The sequence below is a fragment of the Microbacterium enclense genome (assembly GCA_038182865.1).
GTDB lineage: Bacteria > Actinomycetota > Actinomycetes > Actinomycetales > Microbacteriaceae > Microbacterium > Microbacterium enclense_B.
In genome coordinates this window covers 3,311,903-3,328,074 of record CP116226.1, presented here as the reverse complement: position 1 = coordinate 3,328,074, position 16,172 = coordinate 3,311,903, and the positions used below count along the sequence as shown (strand labels likewise).

At 68.9% G+C, this 16,172-nt stretch carries 20 protein-coding genes; 2 read left to right on the top strand and 18 right to left on the bottom strand.

Annotation, left to right across the window (positions count from 1 at the left end; all coding sequences use genetic code 11):
• Positions 1-135: 135 nt before the first annotated feature.
• A complete protein-coding gene (locus PIR02_15690) occupies positions 136-1,209 on the top strand; it encodes an AI-2E family transporter (GenBank protein WZH36191.1) in 1,074 nt (357 codons plus the stop codon).
• A 2-nt stretch (positions 1,210-1,211) separates the two neighbouring features.
• Here the strand turns inward: PIR02_15690 and PIR02_15685 are convergent, their stop codons facing one another.
• The 9 genes from PIR02_15685 to rpsB all read right to left on the bottom strand — a co-directional run bounded on the left by PIR02_15685 (position 1,212) and on the right by rpsB (position 8,033).
• Positions 1,212-1,934: an alpha/beta hydrolase gene (locus tag PIR02_15685; protein ID WZH36190.1), complete on the bottom strand. Its 723-nt coding sequence runs from the start codon at positions 1,932-1,934 to the stop codon at positions 1,212-1,214.
• Positions 1,934-2,221 carry a hypothetical protein gene (locus PIR02_15680; protein ID WZH36189.1) on the bottom strand — a complete coding sequence of 96 codons (288 nt, stop codon included), beginning with the start codon at positions 2,219-2,221 and terminating at the stop codon, positions 1,934-1,936. The genes PIR02_15685 and PIR02_15680 overlap by 1 nt, the downstream gene beginning before the upstream one ends.
• Before the next feature lie 9 nt (positions 2,222-2,230).
• Positions 2,231-2,929, bottom strand: a complete 699-nt coding sequence (locus PIR02_15675; GenBank protein ID WZH36188.1) for a transglycosylase SLT domain-containing protein — start codon at positions 2,927-2,929, stop codon at positions 2,231-2,233.
• Positions 2,930-2,975: 46 nt separating this feature from the next.
• Positions 2,976-3,551 carry a DivIVA domain-containing protein gene (locus PIR02_15670; GenBank protein WZH36187.1) on the bottom strand — a complete coding sequence of 192 codons (576 nt, stop codon included), beginning with the start codon at positions 3,549-3,551 and terminating at the stop codon, positions 2,976-2,978.
• Positions 3,548-4,600, bottom strand: coding sequence for a phosphatidate cytidylyltransferase (locus PIR02_15665; GenBank protein ID WZH36186.1), 1,053 nt, complete (start codon positions 4,598-4,600; stop codon positions 3,548-3,550). The genes PIR02_15670 and PIR02_15665 overlap by 4 nt, the downstream gene beginning before the upstream one ends.
• A 5-nt stretch (positions 4,601-4,605) precedes the next feature.
• Positions 4,606-5,160, bottom strand: a complete 555-nt coding sequence (gene frr, locus PIR02_15660) for a ribosome recycling factor (protein ID WZH36185.1) — start codon at positions 5,158-5,160, stop codon at positions 4,606-4,608.
• A 75-nt stretch (positions 5,161-5,235) separates the two neighbouring features.
• Positions 5,236-5,955: a UMP kinase gene (gene pyrH / locus PIR02_15655; GenBank protein ID WZH36184.1), complete on the bottom strand. Its 720-nt coding sequence runs from the start codon at positions 5,953-5,955 to the stop codon at positions 5,236-5,238.
• 113 nt (positions 5,956-6,068) lie between these two features.
• Complete coding sequence (gene tsf / locus PIR02_15650; protein ID WZH36183.1) at positions 6,069-6,896, bottom strand: translation elongation factor Ts; 828 nt, start codon at positions 6,894-6,896, stop codon at positions 6,069-6,071.
• 153 nt (positions 6,897-7,049) lie between these two features.
• The gene (gene rpsB / locus PIR02_15645; GenBank protein ID WZH36182.1) at positions 7,050-8,033 is read right to left on the bottom strand and encodes a 30S ribosomal protein S2; all 984 of its coding nucleotides are present in this window, start codon (positions 8,031-8,033) and stop codon (positions 7,050-7,052) included.
• Between the two features lie 341 nt (positions 8,034-8,374).
• On the opposite strand from rpsB, the gene PIR02_15640 reads away from it, so the two are divergent.
• Positions 8,375-8,878 (top strand): M23 family metallopeptidase, encoded by a 504-nt coding sequence (locus PIR02_15640; protein WZH36181.1) that lies wholly within the window; start codon positions 8,375-8,377, stop codon positions 8,876-8,878.
• Positions 8,879-8,909: 31 nt separating this feature from the next.
• On the opposite strand, the gene PIR02_15635 is transcribed toward PIR02_15640, so the two are convergent.
• The 9 genes from PIR02_15635 to rplS all read right to left on the bottom strand — a co-directional run bounded on the left by PIR02_15635 (position 8,910) and on the right by rplS (position 16,126).
• Positions 8,910-9,527 (bottom strand): DUF3060 domain-containing protein, encoded by a 618-nt coding sequence (locus tag PIR02_15635; GenBank protein WZH36180.1) that lies wholly within the window; start codon positions 9,525-9,527, stop codon positions 8,910-8,912.
• 126 nt (positions 9,528-9,653) lie between these two features.
• A complete protein-coding gene (locus PIR02_15630; GenBank protein WZH36179.1) occupies positions 9,654-10,559 on the bottom strand; it encodes a tyrosine recombinase XerC in 906 nt (301 codons plus the stop codon).
• A gap of 104 nt (positions 10,560-10,663) precedes the next feature.
• Positions 10,664-11,827 carry a DNA-processing protein DprA gene (gene dprA / locus PIR02_15625; GenBank protein WZH36178.1) on the bottom strand — a complete coding sequence of 388 codons (1,164 nt, stop codon included), beginning with the start codon at positions 11,825-11,827 and terminating at the stop codon, positions 10,664-10,666.
• Positions 11,824-13,347: a YifB family Mg chelatase-like AAA ATPase gene (locus PIR02_15620; GenBank protein WZH36177.1), complete on the bottom strand. Its 1,524-nt coding sequence runs from the start codon at positions 13,345-13,347 to the stop codon at positions 11,824-11,826. The genes dprA and PIR02_15620 overlap by 4 nt, the downstream gene beginning before the upstream one ends.
• Positions 13,344-13,706 carry a YraN family protein gene (locus tag PIR02_15615; GenBank protein WZH36176.1) on the bottom strand — a complete coding sequence of 121 codons (363 nt, stop codon included), beginning with the start codon at positions 13,704-13,706 and terminating at the stop codon, positions 13,344-13,346. The genes PIR02_15620 and PIR02_15615 overlap by 4 nt, the downstream gene beginning before the upstream one ends.
• A 126-nt stretch (positions 13,707-13,832) precedes the next feature.
• Positions 13,833-14,156 (bottom strand): DUF2469 family protein, encoded by a 324-nt coding sequence (locus PIR02_15610; protein WZH36175.1) that lies wholly within the window; start codon positions 14,154-14,156, stop codon positions 13,833-13,835.
• A 78-nt stretch (positions 14,157-14,234) separates the two neighbouring features.
• Positions 14,235-14,888 (bottom strand): ribonuclease HII, encoded by a 654-nt coding sequence (locus PIR02_15605; protein ID WZH36174.1) that lies wholly within the window; start codon positions 14,886-14,888, stop codon positions 14,235-14,237.
• Positions 14,885-15,637 (bottom strand): signal peptidase I, encoded by a 753-nt coding sequence (gene lepB / locus PIR02_15600; GenBank protein ID WZH36173.1) that lies wholly within the window; start codon positions 15,635-15,637, stop codon positions 14,885-14,887. Before lepB ends, PIR02_15605 begins: the two co-directional genes overlap by 4 nt.
• A 141-nt stretch (positions 15,638-15,778) precedes the next feature.
• Positions 15,779-16,126, bottom strand: coding sequence for a 50S ribosomal protein L19 (gene rplS / locus PIR02_15595; GenBank protein ID WZH36172.1), 348 nt, complete (start codon positions 16,124-16,126; stop codon positions 15,779-15,781).
• Between the last annotated feature and the right edge of the window lie 46 nt (positions 16,127-16,172).

Sequence of the window (16,172 nt, the reverse complement as noted above, 5' to 3'; positions counted from 1 at the left end):
CGAAGAATCGACGTTTCAGACTATCGGAGGACTCCTGAAAGTTCTCGGCGAGGACGGAAGAGGCGGTTGTCTGCCCTCGCTCAGTATCCTTGCGAGACGGGCGCGGACGCGGCCGGAGGAGGCGGGGTTCCCGGCATGAAGATCCACAACCCGTTCCGGGTGGCCTTGCTCGCGACGTTGGGCGTCGGCGTCGGACTCCTGCTCATCGGAAGCGTGCAGAATCTGTCGACGATCCTGCTGTACGTCGGCACGGCGCTGTTCTTGTCGCTCGGCCTCGATCCTCTCGTCTCGGGCCTCGAACGGCGCGGTCTCCCGCGCTGGGCCGCCGTCCTGGTGACGATCATCGGAGTCCTCGGCGTCTTCACCGGCATCATCCTGATGGTCGTGCCGATCATCGCGAGCCAGATCACCCAGCTGGTCACGCAGATCGAGCAGCTGCTGCGTCCTGGACGCTGGAACGAGATCGTCTCCGGCGTCCAGGACTGGGCATCCACGACGTTCCCCTGGCTCCGCCTCGACGAGGTGTGGGCGGGTGTGCAGCACTGGTTCTCCACCCTCGACGTGGGGTCGATCTCGACGATGGTGGGCAACAGCCTCCTTACGGTCGGCGGTGCTGTCGCCGCGGGCCTCGGCGGCGCGTTCATCGTGCTCATCCTGACGATCTACTTCACCGCATCCACGCCGTCGCTGAAGTCAGCGGTGTACCAGTTGGTACCGGCCTCCAAGCGAGCGCGCTTCATCGAACTGGCCGAGAAGATCACCGACTCCGTGGGCTACTACGTCATGGGTCAGGTGAGCCTCGGTGTGATCAACGGCATCCTCAGCGCCATCTTCCTCACCATCATTAATGCGCCGTTCCCCGCCGTCCTGGCGGTCGTGGCGTTCTTCTTCTCGCTCATCCCTCTCGTCGGCACCCTGACGGGATCGACGATCATCGTCTTGACCTGCCTCATCCCCGGGTTGGGCTCGCCGACGACGGCGCTCATCGCCCTGATCTACTACCTGATCTACATGCAGGTGGAGGCGTACGTCATCTCGCCGCGCATCATGAACCGCGCGGTGTCGGTGCCCGGCGCGGTGGTGGTGATCGCGGCGTTGGCGGGAGGCGCGCTGCTGAACCTTCTCGGTGCCCTGATCGCCATTCCCGTGGCCGCGAGCATCCTCATCATCTACCGCGAGGTCATCATCCCGCGGCAGAACGAACGCTGACCTCAGGTCGCGACGTCGCCGTCCCACTCGACCGGGAGCGGAAGAGCGTCGGGATTCACCGCGGCGACGATCTCGGTGAGCACCCGCCGCGTCTGTGTCTCGCCGACCCACAGGTGCTTCCCGCCTTCCACCGCGATCAACGTCGCGTGCGGGATCGAGGCGAAGCGTTCACGCGCCTCGTCGGGGCGCAGATAGTCGTCGAACTCCGGCACGAGAACGACGACACGGCGCTCATCTCCGCCCCACGCCGCAACCTCCTCGGCCGTGGCGCGGTGCAAGGGAGGAGAGAGCAGGATGACGCCCTCGATGTCGTGATCCCGCCCGTACTTCAGGGCCAGCTCCGTCCCGAAGGACCATCCGACGAGCCAGGGTCGCGGTAGGCCGCGTTCGTGCACGAAGTCGACCGCCGCCGCAACATCGAAGATCTCCGCCGCTCCCCCGTCGAAACTCCCCTCGCTCGTCCCACGGGGAGACGTCGTTCCGCGCGTGTTGAAGCGCAGCACCGCGAGGTCGGCGAGCGCGGGAAGACGACCCGCAGCCTTGCGCAGGATGTGGGAGTCCATGAAGCCGCCGGCGGTCGGCAGGGGGTGGAGAGTGACGAGGGTCGCCACGGGTTCGTGATCGACCGGCGTCGCGAGCTCACCGACCAGGGTGAGACCGTCGACGGTCTGCAGCTCGATCTCCTCGCGTCGCGCGGGCAGCAATACGGGTCCGCGGATCTCCATCACGCCATCCTCCAACAGGGAGTGTGCCAGTGCCGGCGCGCGGCCAGGTCGGCCGGGTCGCCCAAGACGCCGTCGGCGCGCCACACGACCACGTGTGCAACGCCCGGTTCGATCGCGCGACCACAACCGGGGCACCGATACTCCTTTTGCGCTTGCGCCGTCGAAAGGGGCTGGACGGTCCACTCGGCCCCGCGCTTGACCTCGGTGCGCTTCCACCCCGCGATCAGGCGATCGAGGGAGTCATCGTCGCGCTCCCGGTCGGGGCGGCGCTTCCGTGAGCGGGGCATGGGTCCCGCTCACCACCAGTGGTTGCTGGTCCAGAAGGCGTAGGCACCCGCCCAGCTGCCGTAGCGGCCCGTGGCGTAGCCGGTCGCCCAGCGCAGATTGTCGACGGGGTCGTACCCGTTTCCGGGAACTTTGCTGCAGGGCAGGGCCTGGACGAGACCACAGGCGCCGGACGAACGGTTCGTCGCGTTCGGGTTCCACCCGCTCTCGCGACTCACGATGTAATCGACGTAGCCCATGTCGGCCTCGGAGATCCCCGCAGCCGACATCCACTCCGCTGGAGCGCCCCCACCTGTGTAGAACAGCGGTCCGCCTCCGCCCGACGAACCGGAATCCTCCGGCGTCGGGGTGGGAGTGGGGGTGGGCTTCGGCTTCACGTACACGTTGTAGCTTGCGCGGTCCAACGCCGGCGACTGGCGCTCGCCCGTCGTCGACACCTCCTGGGTGTCGTTCAACCCCTCCGCGAACAGCGTCACCGTCTTCGGCTCCTCGGCCTGCGCGCGGGAGACCACGACCCCCATCGGGCCGACGTATGCCGCCGCGAACAGCAGAGCCGCGGCGCCGGCGAACACGCCGACGACTCCGCGGCGGCGAGACCACCGGGGTGCGCGGCGACGTGGCAGAGAGGGCGGGACGACATCCGCCACGCCCGCGCCTCGGCGCGCTGCGTGGCGGTGGGACACGCGTGTGAGGTCGGATCCGGAAGTCACAGTGTCCCGAGTCTATCGATGTGGCGCGAGGGGTGCGACGTCGCGCTCAACCGACGGCGAGCATGACCTCGACGACGGCGTCGAGCACGGCATCCACCTGCTCCTCGCGGTAGCCGCCTCGCTCCATGCGGAACGCCACGGACCGGACCTGCTCCGCGGTGATCGTGTCACCCGCGGCGAGATACCGCGCGATCCTGTCTGCCGCGACGTCCACTTCGTCGAAGCGATAGCCGTATCGCATGAACCCGACGCGCTCGAAGCGCTGCCCGCGGGGACGCTGCAGGCGATCGAGGACGACCTGCGCCGTGTCGCGCGTCTCCGCGACCCACGCTCTCGCGCCCAGTCGCGAGAGAGCGTGTTCCCGCTCTCGTGCGGCGAAGGCGTCTTCGACCCGTCCCAGGGCGGCGTCGACGGGCGCAATCGCATAGCCGCCGCGGACGAGGGGGAACGCCGTCGCTCGCACTTCGGTCGAGCGCAGCGCGCCCGGGGCGTCGGACTCGAACGCCTCGCGCGCGCGAGCGAGGAACTGGTCGACGGCGCGCTTCTCGTACCCCTTCGACCGACCGGCGGCGTCCGGGAAGTGGGCGCTCTCACGGCGCTCGTCGATCGGCATTTCCGTCATGACACTCCCAAGGGGGCAAGCAGATAGAACATGGCAAGGGCGGCGATCGCCGACGGCAGGATGGAGTCGAGACGGTCGAGCACCCCACCGTGGCCGGGCAGCCAGGAGCTCATGTCCTTGATCCCGAGATCGCGCTTGACCATCGACTCACCCAGGTCGCCGACCGTGGCGGTGGCCAGAACCACCGCGCCGAAGATGAGACCCGCCCACCACGGGATCTGCAGCATGAACACCGCCAGCAGCACCCCGGCGACCAACGCGGCCAGACACGCGCCCGCGAAGCCCTCCCAGGTCTTCTTGGGGCTGATGCGGGGTGCCATCGGATGGCGTCCGCCGCGACCGAAAGTCAGGCCGGACACGTATGCGCCGGTGTCGGACACGACGGCGACGATCAGGAATGCCAGGACCCACCACTCGCCCCGGTTCTCCGACAGCAGGATCGTCGCGAAGCTGCCGAGGAACGGCAGGTAGAGCTGGACGAAGCCACCGACCAGCACATCCCCAAGGATCTCGGCGTGGGTTCGCCCATCGCGAGCGACCATCTGCGCCACGAGACGCCAGACGATCACGACGACCACCGCGACGACGGTGGCGACCCAGTGCACCCACAATCCGGCGAAGAAGCCACTCAGCAGGAGAAGCAGGCCGAGCCCCACCTGCGGCACGACGTCGACACGCCGACCGGAGGCCTGAAGCGCGCGAGAGAACTCGAAGAGCGCGAGGCCGACGGCTGCCGCGGCGAAAAGGACGAACAACCACTTGAAGAAGATGAGCGAGGCGACGACCACCACGCCGATCGACAGGCCGATGGCCGTCGCCAGGATCAGGTCGCGCCCTGTGCGCTGCTTGATCCGCTCATTCGCCTGGTCGAACTCGGCGCGAGCTTGAGCGATGTGGAGCTCGGCGTCCGAGCGCATGGCGCGCAACTGCGATTCGATCGCGGTCACCGCCTCGCCGGTCGCGGGAGTGCGCCGTGACGCGTCGCCGCGACGACGGCCGGTCGCCCCGGTGGGCGGCTCGGCGTCGTCGCGTGCAGAGTCATCGGTCATCGACGTCAGACCTCGAGGAGCTCGGCCTCTTTGCGCTTCAGCGCCTCGTCGATCTGGTCGACGTGCGATCGCGTGACGCCGTCGAGCTCCTTCTCGGCGCGGACGAGTTCGTCTTCGCCGACATCGCTCTTGAGCGCGTCGAGGTCGTCCTTCGCCTTGCGGCGGAGGTTGCGGATCTGGACCTTGGCGTCTTCACCCTTGCCACGCACGAGCTTGACGTACTCTTTGCGTCGCTCTTCGGTCAGTTCTGGCATGGTGATGCGCACGATGGTGCCGTCGTTGGTGGGGTTCACGCCCAGGTTCGGCATGTCGCGGATCGCCTGCTCGATGGCCTTGAGCGCCGACTTGTCATACGGGTTGATGACGAGCGTGCGCGCCTCCGGATTGTTCAACGAGGCGAGCTGTGCAAGAGGGGTGGGCGAGCCGTAGTAATCGACCAGGACCTTCTGGAACATCTGGGGGTTCGCGCGCCCGGTGCGGACGGTCGCGAAGTCCTCCTTGGCGGCCTCCACGGCGCGATCCATGCGCGTTCCGGCATCGGCGAGGACATCGGCGATCACGGTGACTCCATTCGTTGGGACTGACGTCTCAGTCTAGCCGCGCGTGGGCCCGGCACCCCGGGCCCACGCGGCGGGTCATGCCGTGACGAGGGTGCCCATCGTCTCGCCGAGCAGCGCGCGGGTCACGTTGCCTTCCGGTTCCATGCCGAACACGCGCATGTCGATGCCGTTGTCCATGCACAGGCTGAACGCGGTCGAATCGACCACCTTCAGGCCCTTCTGGAGAGCATCGTTATAGGTGAGATGGTCGAGCTTCGTCGCGTTCGGGTCGACACGCGGGTCGGCCGTGTACACCCCGTCGACGCCGTTCTTGGCAACCAGCACCTCGACCGCTCCGATCTCGAGCGCGCGCTGGGCGGCGACGGTATCGGTGGAGAAGTACGGCAGTCCTGCGCCGGCGCCGAAGATGACGACGCGGCCTTTCTCGAGGTGACGAACCGCGCGGCGCGGGATGTACGGCTCCGCAACCTGGGTCATCGAGATGGCCGACTGCACACGCGTCGCGGCACCGGCCTGTTCGAGGAAGTCCTGCAGGGCGAGCGAGTTCATCACGGTGCCCAGCATGCCCATGTAGTCGGCCCGGCCGCGGTCCATGCCGCGCTGGCTCAACTCGGCCCCACGGAAGAAGTTGCCGCCGCCCACCACGATGGCGATTTCGACACGATCCACCGCCTCGGCGATCTCTCGAGCGATCTGGCTGACCACATCAGGATTCACGCCCAGTTGGCCTCCGCCGAACGCCTCCCCCGACAACTTCAGCAGGACGCGGCGGCGCTTGGTGGCTTCATCGATCACTAGTGGAGTCCTCTCGTCGTCTCAAAACTATCTGCCCGCCCGCCGAGTCGATATGTCGTGCGCGCAGGAAAAAGGCCCGGGATGCCATGGCATCCCGGGCCTCTCATCAGTGCTTACGCGCCGACCTTGAAGCGGGCGAAGTCGGTCAGGGTGAGACCGGCGTCGGACGCGACCTTGGCCACCGACAGCTTGTTGTCCTTGGCGTAGTCCTGGTCGAGCAGGGAGACCTGCTTGAAGAACGCGTTCACGCGCCCCTCGACGATCTTGGGCAGGGCGGCCTCGGGCTTGCCCTCGTTGCGGGAGATCTCCGTGACGATCTCGCGCTCCTTCTCGACGTCGGCCTCGGGCACGTCGTCGCGGGTGAGGTACGAGGGGTTCGCGAACGAGATGTGCTGCGCGATCGAGCGAGCGGTCTCGGCGTCGTCACCCGCGTAAGCGAGCACCACACCGACCTGCGGCGGAAGGTCCTTGCTGGTCTTGTGCAGGTAGACCTCGAACTTGTCCCCGGAGATCGTCCGCACGCGACGGAGCTCGACCTTCTCGCCGATGATCGCGGCCTCGTCGGAGATGAGCTGCTCGACGGTCTTGCCGTCGGCGTCAGCGGCCAGAGCGGCCTCGACCGAGTCGGCTCCGGCGGCGGCGGCCGCGTCGACGACCTTGTCCGCCAGCGCGATGAAGCGCTCGTTCTTGGCGACGAAGTCGGTCTCGCACGCGAGCTCGAGCAGCGTCACGGAACCGTCGTTCTCGCGAGCGACGACGAGGCCTTCGCTGGTCGAGCGGTCAGCGCGCTTGGCGTTGCCCTTGGCGCCCTTCAGGCGCAGGATCTCGACGGCCTTCTCGACGTCGCCATCCGCCTCTTCGAGGGCCTTCTTGGTGTCGACCATGCCGGTGCCGAGCTGCTCGCGCAGCGCCTTGATGTCGGCGATCGTGAAGTTTGCCATGGTGTGGCGTCTCCTTGTCGTATGCGTTCTTGATAAAAGCTCGGCGGGGCCGTGGCGCCGCATCTCGCGAGGAGGTGCGGTCACGACCCCGCCGGATCGTAGCCTGTGCGGGTGACGCACCGCTCACCACGTGGTGAAGCGGGCGACGCGCGATTACTTGCTGTCGGCGGCCTCGGCGTCGGCGACGTCGGTCGCCGTCTCGCCCGACGCGGCGGCGACGGCCTCGTCGTGTGCTTCGGCGCCGGCGGCGTCGTCAGCCGACTCGGTCGCGGCTTCACCCTCGGCGGCCTGCTCGTCGGCGACGATCTCGGACGCCTCGGCACGAGCCTCGGCCAGGTCGGCGACCTTCTCGGTCTCGGCGGAGGACTGCTCCGGAGTCGCCGACTCGAGGAGCTCGCGCTCCCACTCGGCGAGGGGCTCAGCGGCCTCGTCCTCACCAGCGGGCTGGTGACGCTGGATCAGGCCCTCGGCAGCGGCGTCGGCGATGATGCGCGTGAGCAGGCTCACCGAGCGGATCGCGTCGTCGTTGCCGGGGATCGGGTACTGGAACTCGTCGGGGTCGGCGTTCGTGTCGAGGATACCGATCACGGGGATGCCGAGCTTCTTGGCCTCGTCGACCGCGAGGTGCTCGCGCTTGGCGTCGACCACCCAGATGGCCGAGGGGGTTTTCTGGAGGTTGCGGATACCACCGAGCGACTTGTGCAGCTTGTCGAGCTCGCGCTTCTTCAGCAGCAGCTCCTTCTTGGTGAAGCCGCTCTCAGCCGGGTTCTCGTAGTCGAGCTCCTCGAGCTCCTTCATGCGGGCGAGGCGCTTGGACACCGTCTGGAAGTTGGTGAGGAGGCCACCGAGCCAGCGCTGGTTGACGTAGGGCTGGCCCACGCGGGTCGCCTGCTCGGCGAGGACTTCCTGCGCCTGCTTCTTCGTGCCGACGAAGAGGATGGTGCCGCCGTGCGCGACCGTCTCCTTGACGAACTCGTACGCCTTGTCGATGTACCCGAGCGACTGCTGCAGGTCGATGATGTGGATGCCGGAGCGCTCGGTGAGGATGAAGCGCTTCACCTTCGGGTTCCACCGGCGGGTCTGGTGTCCGAAGTGAACGCCGCTGTCGAGCAGCTGGCGGATGGTGACGACGGCCATGGTCGTACTCCTGTTTCTGGGCGCTCTCGCGCCGTGGTTGTGGTTGATCGCGCCGGACGAGTCGTTCGGCGAGCCTGGTGCCCGGCGCACACCCGCCACCCGCCGAAGCGGAGGACCATGGGGTGTGGATGCCGCGCGATGCGCTGTCCCGAAGGACGGCGCGCTGCGCTTTCGGCACGCGGAGTCATCCCGAATACACGAGATGCGTCTGTCAGTGTACAGGACCGCCCCGCTCATGCGCTCGTCACGGCGTCTCCTCCCCCACGGCGTGTTCGACCGGATCGCCCACAATCGGCCGGTCCGCGACGGCGAGGCCTGATGGACGAGACGACACTGTGGACATGAAGGGTCCGGCTGCTCGCCTCATCGCCGTCATCGCGGCCACCGTCGTGCTGGCGGTCGGGGTGGCCGTCCCGTCGGCTGCGAACGGCGACGATCTCTCGCAGCGCGGATGGGTCTGGCCCGTCGACGAGGTCGAACTCGTCCGGCGTTTCGAAGCACCGGCGCACACGTACGGTCCGGGGCACCGGGGTATCGATCTCGGTTCCGTCGACGTCGTGCGCGCTCCGGCCGCAGGACGGGTGGCGTTCGCCGGTATGGTGGCAGGCCGTCCCGTCCTCACCCTCGACCACGGTGACGGTCTGATCACGACCCTCGAACCGGTGGTGACAGAGCTCTCCGTGGGCGACCCCGTCGAGCGGGGAGCGCCGGTCGGGGTTGTGACGGCGGGAGGGCATACCTCAGCCGGGACCCTGCACTTCGGGGTGCGGCGCGATGGCGAGTACCTCAACCCGCTCCGTTTGTTAGGCGGTGTGCCGCGTGCCGTGCTTCTGCCGTGCTGTTGAGCACGGCACAAGTGCCCGCACGTGGCCGACGTCACCCCACCTGGTTGCCTCGTCCCTCGATGGTGGTGTCGCCGATGCCGCCACCGGCGCGGACGACGTTGTCCTGCCCACGGATCGCGACCGACGCGATGGCCGCGACGGCGGTCACCTGGGTGCGATCCCCGCTGACATCGATGCTCCCGATCGCCGCGGCAGACGTCACGGATGCGTCGTTGCCCTGGACGGAGAGGGCGGTGATGGCCGCAGCGTCGACGCGAACGCGGTCGCCTGCGATCGAGAGGGTCTGGATGCTCGCAGCCGATGCGTCGACGGTCAGCGCGTTGCCGGAGACGGACAGCTGTGCGCACGAGCCCTCGACCCGCACGGTCCGCTCACTGCCGGAGATCGAGTACGACTCCCCCTCCGCGCAGGTGACGAGGTCACCGTCAGCGGTGCTTTCCCTCGAGGACGCAGACGGCGCGGGCACCGATGTCGCCGAGGGCTCGACAGGCACGACCGAGGGTGCGGGCACCGTCACCGTGGGGACGGGAGCGGACCCCGCGACGCCCGGGGGCAGACGCGTCACCGTCGGTTGAGGCGCGAAGGCACATGCAGACAGGACGATGGCCAGCGCACCCACGCCCGATGCAGCGGTCACGACACGGTTCACACCACCCACGCTACGACCGGAGACCAGGGAGACGCTACGCCGGATGCCGCGGGCGCGTGGGCGGATCACTGACCAAGCCGCACGTGCGAGCGCACTCGGGACTCCCACCGCGGGCACTTCTCCTCGTCAGGCGCGCGGATGAGCAAGGCGATACGCCTCGCGCAGCCGCTCGCCCGAGACATGCGTGTAGATCTGCGTGGTGCCGAGACTCGCGTGTCCCAGGATTTCTTGCACGGTACGCAGGTCCGCTCCCCCGTCGAGCAGATGGGTCGCCGCCGAGTGTCGGAGCGCGTGCGGGCCGAGGACCTCGGAACCCACCACGGGCGCGACCACTCTCGACACCAGCGCGTGGACGGCGCGCGGGCCCAGTCGCGCGCCTTTCGCACCGAAGAACACAGCCCGGGAGTCCGTCGCGTCGCCGCGGACGCGGAGCACCGGCCGACCGCGGACGAGATAGGCCTCGAGAGCCCGGTCGGCGGGGGCGCCGAACGGTACGACGCGCTCTTTGTCGCCCTTGCCGCGGACGCGCAACGTGCGATTGTCTCGATCGATGTCGTCGACGTCCAACCCGCAGACCTCCGACACGCGCGCACCGGAGCCGTAGAGGATCTCGAGCAGCGCGTGATCGCGGAGCTCGACAGCGTCACCCGATGCCGCGCGCTCCTCGGCGGCGACCAGGACGTCTTCCAGCGCCGTGGTCGTGGCGACCACCGGCAACGTACGGCCCCTTTTGGGGGCGACGAGACGCGGAGAAGGATCGGCGTCGATGAGCCCCTCTTCGTGCGCCCATGACAGGAACGCGCGAACCGCTGACGTTCGGCGCGCGGCGGTCGCTTTCGACAGTCCGGCGGTGGTCGCCGCCCACTGCCACTCGCGCAGGGTGTCGATGTCGATCTCGCGGATCGGCTTGTCCCCCGTCGAGTGGGAAAGATCAGAGAGATCCGAGCTGTAAGCGCGCACGGTCGCCGGGGACAGCCTCCGGACCGTGGCCAGGTGCGCCAGGAACGCCTCGGCGGCGGCGGAGATGCGCATGGGATCTAGCCTGCCCCGCACAGACACCACGCGGGGGACGGCGCGCGCAGGGGCGCGAAGGCGCGCCGTCCCTGGTGGCGCCTGCGCGTCATCCGGGACCTGTCTCACGACCCCGCGGCGCGCCATCCGCCGTCGTCGTCTCGGGCCGCGCGACCGGCGAGCTCGGCGAGGCCGAGCAGCGTCCGCACCTGAGCAGGAGCCAGTCCACTGCGACGGGCGATCTCCTCCGGCTCTCGTCCGACCCGTCTCGACAACGCGTCGAGCACACGCGTCGAATCGTCGGTTCGACCTGCCCACCGTAGGGACTCGGTCTCCTCGGGTATCGCGTGACGGTCACCGAGCATCTCCCGCACGTCGTCCGCCGACGTCACGCACACCCCGTCGTACTCCCGCAGGATGCGGTGACAGCCGGCTGACGCCGCTGACGTGATCGGCCCGGGCACCGCTCCGAGCGCTCGACCGAGGGTCGCGGCGTGCGCCGCCGTGTTCAGCGAGCCACTTCTCCATCCCGCCTCGACGACGACGACAGCGTCGGCCATGGCGGCGATCAGTCTGTTGCGGGAGAGGAATCGCCACTTCGTAGGACTCGCCCCGCACGGCGTCTCGCTCCACACGGCGCCGGTATCCGCGATCCGCGTCAGCAGTCCCTCGTGCCCACGAGGGTAGGGGCGATCGACACCTCCTGCCAGGAAGGCGATCGTCTTTCCTCCCGCGGAGAGAGCGGCTCGATGGGCGGCACCGTCGATGCCGTACGCCGCCCCGGACACGACGGCGACCCCCGAACCGCTCAGCTCGGCAGCGAGATTGGCGGTGACTCCTTCGCCGTACGCGGTCGCCGCGCGCGCCCCGACGATGGCGACGGCCGCCGTGGCATTCGCGTCTGCCGACCCGCGCACCCACAGTGCGATCGGCGCGTGCACGCCGAGGTCGTCGACGCGTGTGGGCCACCGGGGGTTCCCCGGCACGACCAGCTGCGCCCCCGCACGCCCCGCGGCGGCCAGCGAGGCGCGGACGGCCTCGGGCCGCAGACGCGGCGTCCAGCGAGCACGGGCCTCGTGCCACTCGTCGTCGGCCGGCGTCGACGCGATGCGCAGAGCCTCTGCGGGGCCTACCGCCGCGATCAAAGCGCCCGCCGTTCCGTCCCCAGGCTCCGCGATGACGTTCCAGACGACGCGCGCATAGGCCTCGATCTCCCCGCCCGGCGGCCCGCCACCGATCGGCGCGAGCACCGCCCGCGCCACGTCGCGCGACAGCTCAGGAAGTGTCACGCGCTCATCCCCCGCCGCAGGTACAGTGCCCGCCCGACGTCGTCGACGGTCATCGCGTCGTGTTCTGCGATGTCGGAAACCGTCCACGCGACCCGCAGCAGTCGGTCGTATCCGCGAAGCGTCAGTGCACCGCGCCGGAGCGCGGTGTCCAAGGGGCGGAGCACCTCCGGCGCGGGCGCGGCGGGTCCGCGCAACCACGTACCGGGAACATCCGCGTTACGTGACCACGGCGTTTCGGCCCAGCGTCGTGCGGCGCGAGCTCGCGCCGCACTCACGATCTCCCGCGCGTGTCGCGTCGTGACCGTCGTGGTCTCATCCTCGCGTCGCGCCGCAGAGACGCGCTGGAGCCGCAGGTCGATATCGATGCGGTCGAGGAGTGGTCCCGAGAGGCGGCGGGTATATCGGCGAATGGCCTGGGGAGCGCACTCGCAGGCTCCTCCCGGGACTCCGTACTGCCCACAGGGGCAGGGATTCGTGGCGACCACGAGCTGGAATCGGGCGGGATACGTCGCCGCGACCCCGGACCGATGCAGGTGGATCACCCCGCTTTCGAGGGGTTGTCGCAGGGCGTCGAGCACCGAGGCGGGGAACTCGCCACCTTCGTCGAGGAAGAGGACGCCGTCGCTCGCGCGCGCGATGGCCCCCGGGCGCACCACGCCCGATCCGCCGCCGATGAGAGCCGCCGCACTCGCACCGTGATGCGGGCTCTCGAAGGGCGGGGTCCGCGAGAGGCGCACCACCGTCTCCCCGGACAGGGAACGCACCGACGCGACCGAGAGCGCTGCCTCATCGTCGAGGTCGGGAAGGATGCCGGGAAGCCGCCGCGCCAGCATCGTCTTGCCGGCGCCGGGCGGTCCGCTCATGAGGATGTGATGCCCACCGGCTGCGGCGACCACGAGCGCGTCCACCGCGTCCGGTTGTCCGACCACGTCGGCGAGCTCGAGCGGAGGACCATCGGCCTGCGGAGCTGCCGAGGGGAGGACAGGCTCGAGATCCGGCGCCTCGCAGACGCCTCCGTGCCACCGGACGACCTCAGCCAGGCAGGTCGCCGCGCACACGTCCATGCCGTCGACGAGCATCGCTTCGTCCGCGTTGGCTGCGGGAACCACGACGCGGCGGAGGCCGGCGCGGTGCGCCGCGACCACGGCCGGAAGAACGCCCGGGACCGGACGAAGCCGACCGTCGAGACCGAGCTCGCCGATATGCACCGTCGTCGCGACGCGGGTGGACTCCATCAAGCCGGTCGTCGCCAGTGCCGCCACGGCGATCGCGACGTCGAACCCCGAACCGCGCTTCGGCAGGCTCGCGGGTGAGAGGTTCACCGTGATCCGGCGCTTGGGGAGATCGAGCGCGCGGTTCGCGCACGCGTTGCGGACGCGACGACCAGCCTCGCCGAGAGCCTTGTCGGGAAGGCCGATGATGGAGAACTCCGGGGTCTGCTGGGACAGGTCGGCCTCGACCTCGACGAGGTCACCGCGCAGTCCCGACAGAGCCACCGCCCACGTGCGCGCCACCGTCACAGCGCGTCCTCGAGATGTTCGAGTCGCGCGGTGGCGGGCTCCGCGCCGGTGAGGGCGATCGCGTCGATTCGCAGACGCCGCCCTCGTGCATCATCGGGGTGCTCGGCCATCCACGCCATCGCAAGACGCCACAACCGGGCCGCCTTCCGCTGATCGATGGCCTCGAAGGGGTGGCCGAAGGCCTCGCTCGTGCGGGTCTTCACCTCGATCACCACGAGGGCGCCGTGGTGGTCGGCCACGATGTCGATCTCTCCCTGCGGACACCGCCAATTCCTGTCCAGAATGCGATAGCCGCTCCGCTGGAGGTGAGCGACGGCGCGGTCTTCGCCGGCTCGTCCGAGGTCATCTTTCGCTGCCATGCCCGAGAGCGTGGCATCCGGTCGCCGGTGTCCGTCGTGGCAGCGGACCGTTCCGGGGACGGATCACCCGAATGAGCGCTTGTGGAGGAGGATCGCCCGGACGGTCGAACCTCCGGCGCCCACCGCTCAGTTGTCGAGTGAGAGCTCTTCAGGGAGCTGGAAATCGCGGCGTGAGAGCTCCTCGACGTTGACGTCCTTGAACGTGAGCACGCGCACCGACTTCACGAAACGGTCCGCCCGGTAGATGTCCCACACCCACACGTCCGACATCGAGATCTCGAAGTAGAAGTCGTGCTCGGTGTCACGGCGGACGACGTTGACGTCGTTGGCCAGATAGAACCGGCGTTCGGTCTCGATCACATACTGGAACTGCTGCACGACGTCGCGATACTCGCGGTACAGGGCCAGTTCGAGTTCGCGGTCGTAATCCTCGAAGACGTCGTCATCCATGGTCATCCCATCCTAGGCGCGCGGCGTCCCCCCGGCCGCACGGCGGAGACGGCCGGGCGCGTCCTGCGTGCGTCTCGATCAGAACAGCGTCGGCGCCGCAGCGATCGCCCAGGAGTGGCGGTGATGGACGCTCATGCCGTGCACGGAGATGGCCTCGCGGTGATCGAGGCTCGCGTATCCCTTGTTGCGTGCCCAGCCGTACGCCGGGAGATCGTCGTGGAGAAAGGTCATCACCGTGTCGCGAGCGACCTTGGCGATGACGGATGCCGCCGCCGCACTCGCGCAGTCGCGATCGGCCTTCACGATCGGGCGGACACGGAGTCCCGCTTCACCGGCGGGAGTGATGTAGTCGTGGTTTCCGTCGAGGATCACGAGCGCGTCCTCGGGCACGACGCCGTGCGCGCGCAGATCCGCGATCGCACGGACGGCGGCCAGCCCCAGGGCGCGGATGATCCCGACCTCGTCGATCTCCTCGGAGCTCGCCCACCCCACGGCGCTGTGCTGAACGAACGCCGCGGCGCGCGCGGCGACCTCGGGCCGGCGCGCTTCGGGGACGAGCTTCGAGTCGCGCAGCCCCGGGGGCACCCGCTTGCGCGAACGAGAGGGATCGATCACCGCGGCGCCGACGGCGACCGGTCCCGCCAGAGCGCCGCGGCCGACCTCGTCGCACGCGATCACGAGAGCGTGCTCCCTGAGCAGCCGACGTTCCAGGCTGAGGGTCGGCTCGATCACGGCGCGGCCTCGGGCGCGGGCACCCCCGCGAAGACGTTGTGGTGGAAGTCGATCAGGCCGAACCGCGAGAAGGGCCAGGTGATGAGGAACGCGCGTCCGACCACATTGTCGATCGGGACGAAACCGTGCCCGGGCTGCTCCTGGTTGAACCGCGAGTCCTTCGAGCTGTTGCGATTGTCCCCCAGCACCCAGAGCGAACCGTCGGGGACGGTGATGTCGTAGGGGACCGGGTTGGGGGCGGTCGCCCCCGGAGACAGCTTCACGTACGGCTCGTCGAGGGGCACGCCGTTCACAGAGGTCTGGCCCAGCGCGTTACAGCACACGACGTGGTCGCCGGGCGTGCCGATCACCCGCTTGATGAGGTGGTCGTCACTGTCGGGGGCGGAGAGGCCGAACAGCGACAGCACCCAATCGGCACCCTCTTCGAGAGGGGGACGCGACGGCTGGGTGGAGACCGGAAGCCACCCGCCCGGGTCGCGGAACACGACGACGTCGCCTCGGGAGTAGTCACCGAAGCGCGGCGTCAGCTCGTCGACCAGGATGCGATCCTGCTCGATGAGCGTGTTGTTCATCGAGGCGGACGGGATGTAGAACGACCGGACGACGAAGGTCTTGACGAGGAACGACACGACCAAGGCGATGAGGACGATGACGAGGATGTCGCGCAAAAACGCTCCCCAGCCGCGTCGCCGACGATTCGAGGGGGCGGACGCCGTGGCATCCGGGGCCGACGCGGTCTGGTCGTTCATTGCAGATCCTTCACCGGGCTCGCCGCACATCGGAGAACCGCACGAACAAGGGTCGCACATCGAGGGCCCCGTGCCCGACGGCGGCCCCGTGAAAACACCGAACGCCCCGTGGCTGGCCACGGGGCGTTCGAGAGAGCGGACTCAGCGGTCGCGCTTCTCCTTGATCTTGGCCTTCTTGCCGCGGAGGTTCCGCAGGTAGTACAGCTTGGCGCGACGCACGTCACCGCGCGTGACGACCTCGATGTGGTCGATCACGGGGCTGTGAACCGGGAAGGTGCGCTCGACGCCGACCTGGAAGCTGACCTTGCGGACGCAGAAGGTCTCGCGCACGCCGTCGCCCGAGCGGCCGATGACGACGCCCTGGAACACCTGGATGCGCGAGCGGTTGCCTTCGGTGATGTTGACGTGCACCTTGACGGTGTCGCCGGGAGCGAAGGGGGGGATGTCGGAGCGGAGCGAGGCCGCGTCGACGGAGTCGAGGATCTGCATGATCATCACTTCCTGCGACCGCCACAGGTCGATCGCACGATAAGAG

Bases quoted from the DNA above. Each gene is read 5' to 3' on its own strand.
- PIR02_15690 (WZH36191.1), top strand. From the start codon at position 136: ATGAAGATCCACAACCCGTTCCGGGTGGCCTTGCTCGCGACGTTGGGC.
- PIR02_15685 (WZH36190.1), bottom strand. From the start codon at position 1,934: ATGGAGATCCGCGGACCCGTATTGCTGCCCGCGCGACGCGAGGAGATC.
- PIR02_15680 (WZH36189.1), bottom strand. From the start codon at position 2,221: ATGCCCCGCTCACGGAAGCGCCGCCCCGACCGGGAGCGCGACGATGAC.
- PIR02_15670 (WZH36187.1), bottom strand. From the start codon at position 3,551: ATGACGGAAATGCCGATCGACGAGCGCCGTGAGAGCGCCCACTTCCCG.
- PIR02_15665 (WZH36186.1), bottom strand. From the start codon at position 4,600: ATGACCGATGACTCTGCACGCGACGACGCCGAGCCGCCCACCGGGGCG.
- tsf (WZH36183.1), bottom strand. From the start codon at position 6,896: ATGGCAAACTTCACGATCGCCGACATCAAGGCGCTGCGCGAGCAGCTC.
- rpsB (WZH36182.1), bottom strand. From the start codon at position 8,033: ATGGCCGTCGTCACCATCCGCCAGCTGCTCGACAGCGGCGTTCACTTC.
- PIR02_15640 (WZH36181.1), top strand. From the start codon at position 8,375: ATGAAGGGTCCGGCTGCTCGCCTCATCGCCGTCATCGCGGCCACCGTC.
- PIR02_15630 (WZH36179.1), bottom strand. From the start codon at position 10,559: ATGCGCATCTCCGCCGCCGCCGAGGCGTTCCTGGCGCACCTGGCCACG.
- PIR02_15615 (WZH36176.1), bottom strand. From the start codon at position 13,706: ATGGCAGCGAAAGATGACCTCGGACGAGCCGGCGAAGACCGCGCCGTC.
- PIR02_15610 (WZH36175.1), bottom strand. From the start codon at position 14,156: ATGGATGACGACGTCTTCGAGGATTACGACCGCGAACTCGAACTGGCC.
- lepB (WZH36173.1), bottom strand. From the start codon at position 15,637: ATGAACGACCAGACCGCGTCGGCCCCGGATGCCACGGCGTCCGCCCCC.
- rplS (WZH36172.1), bottom strand. From the start codon at position 16,126: ATGCAGATCCTCGACTCCGTCGACGCGGCCTCGCTCCGCTCCGACATC.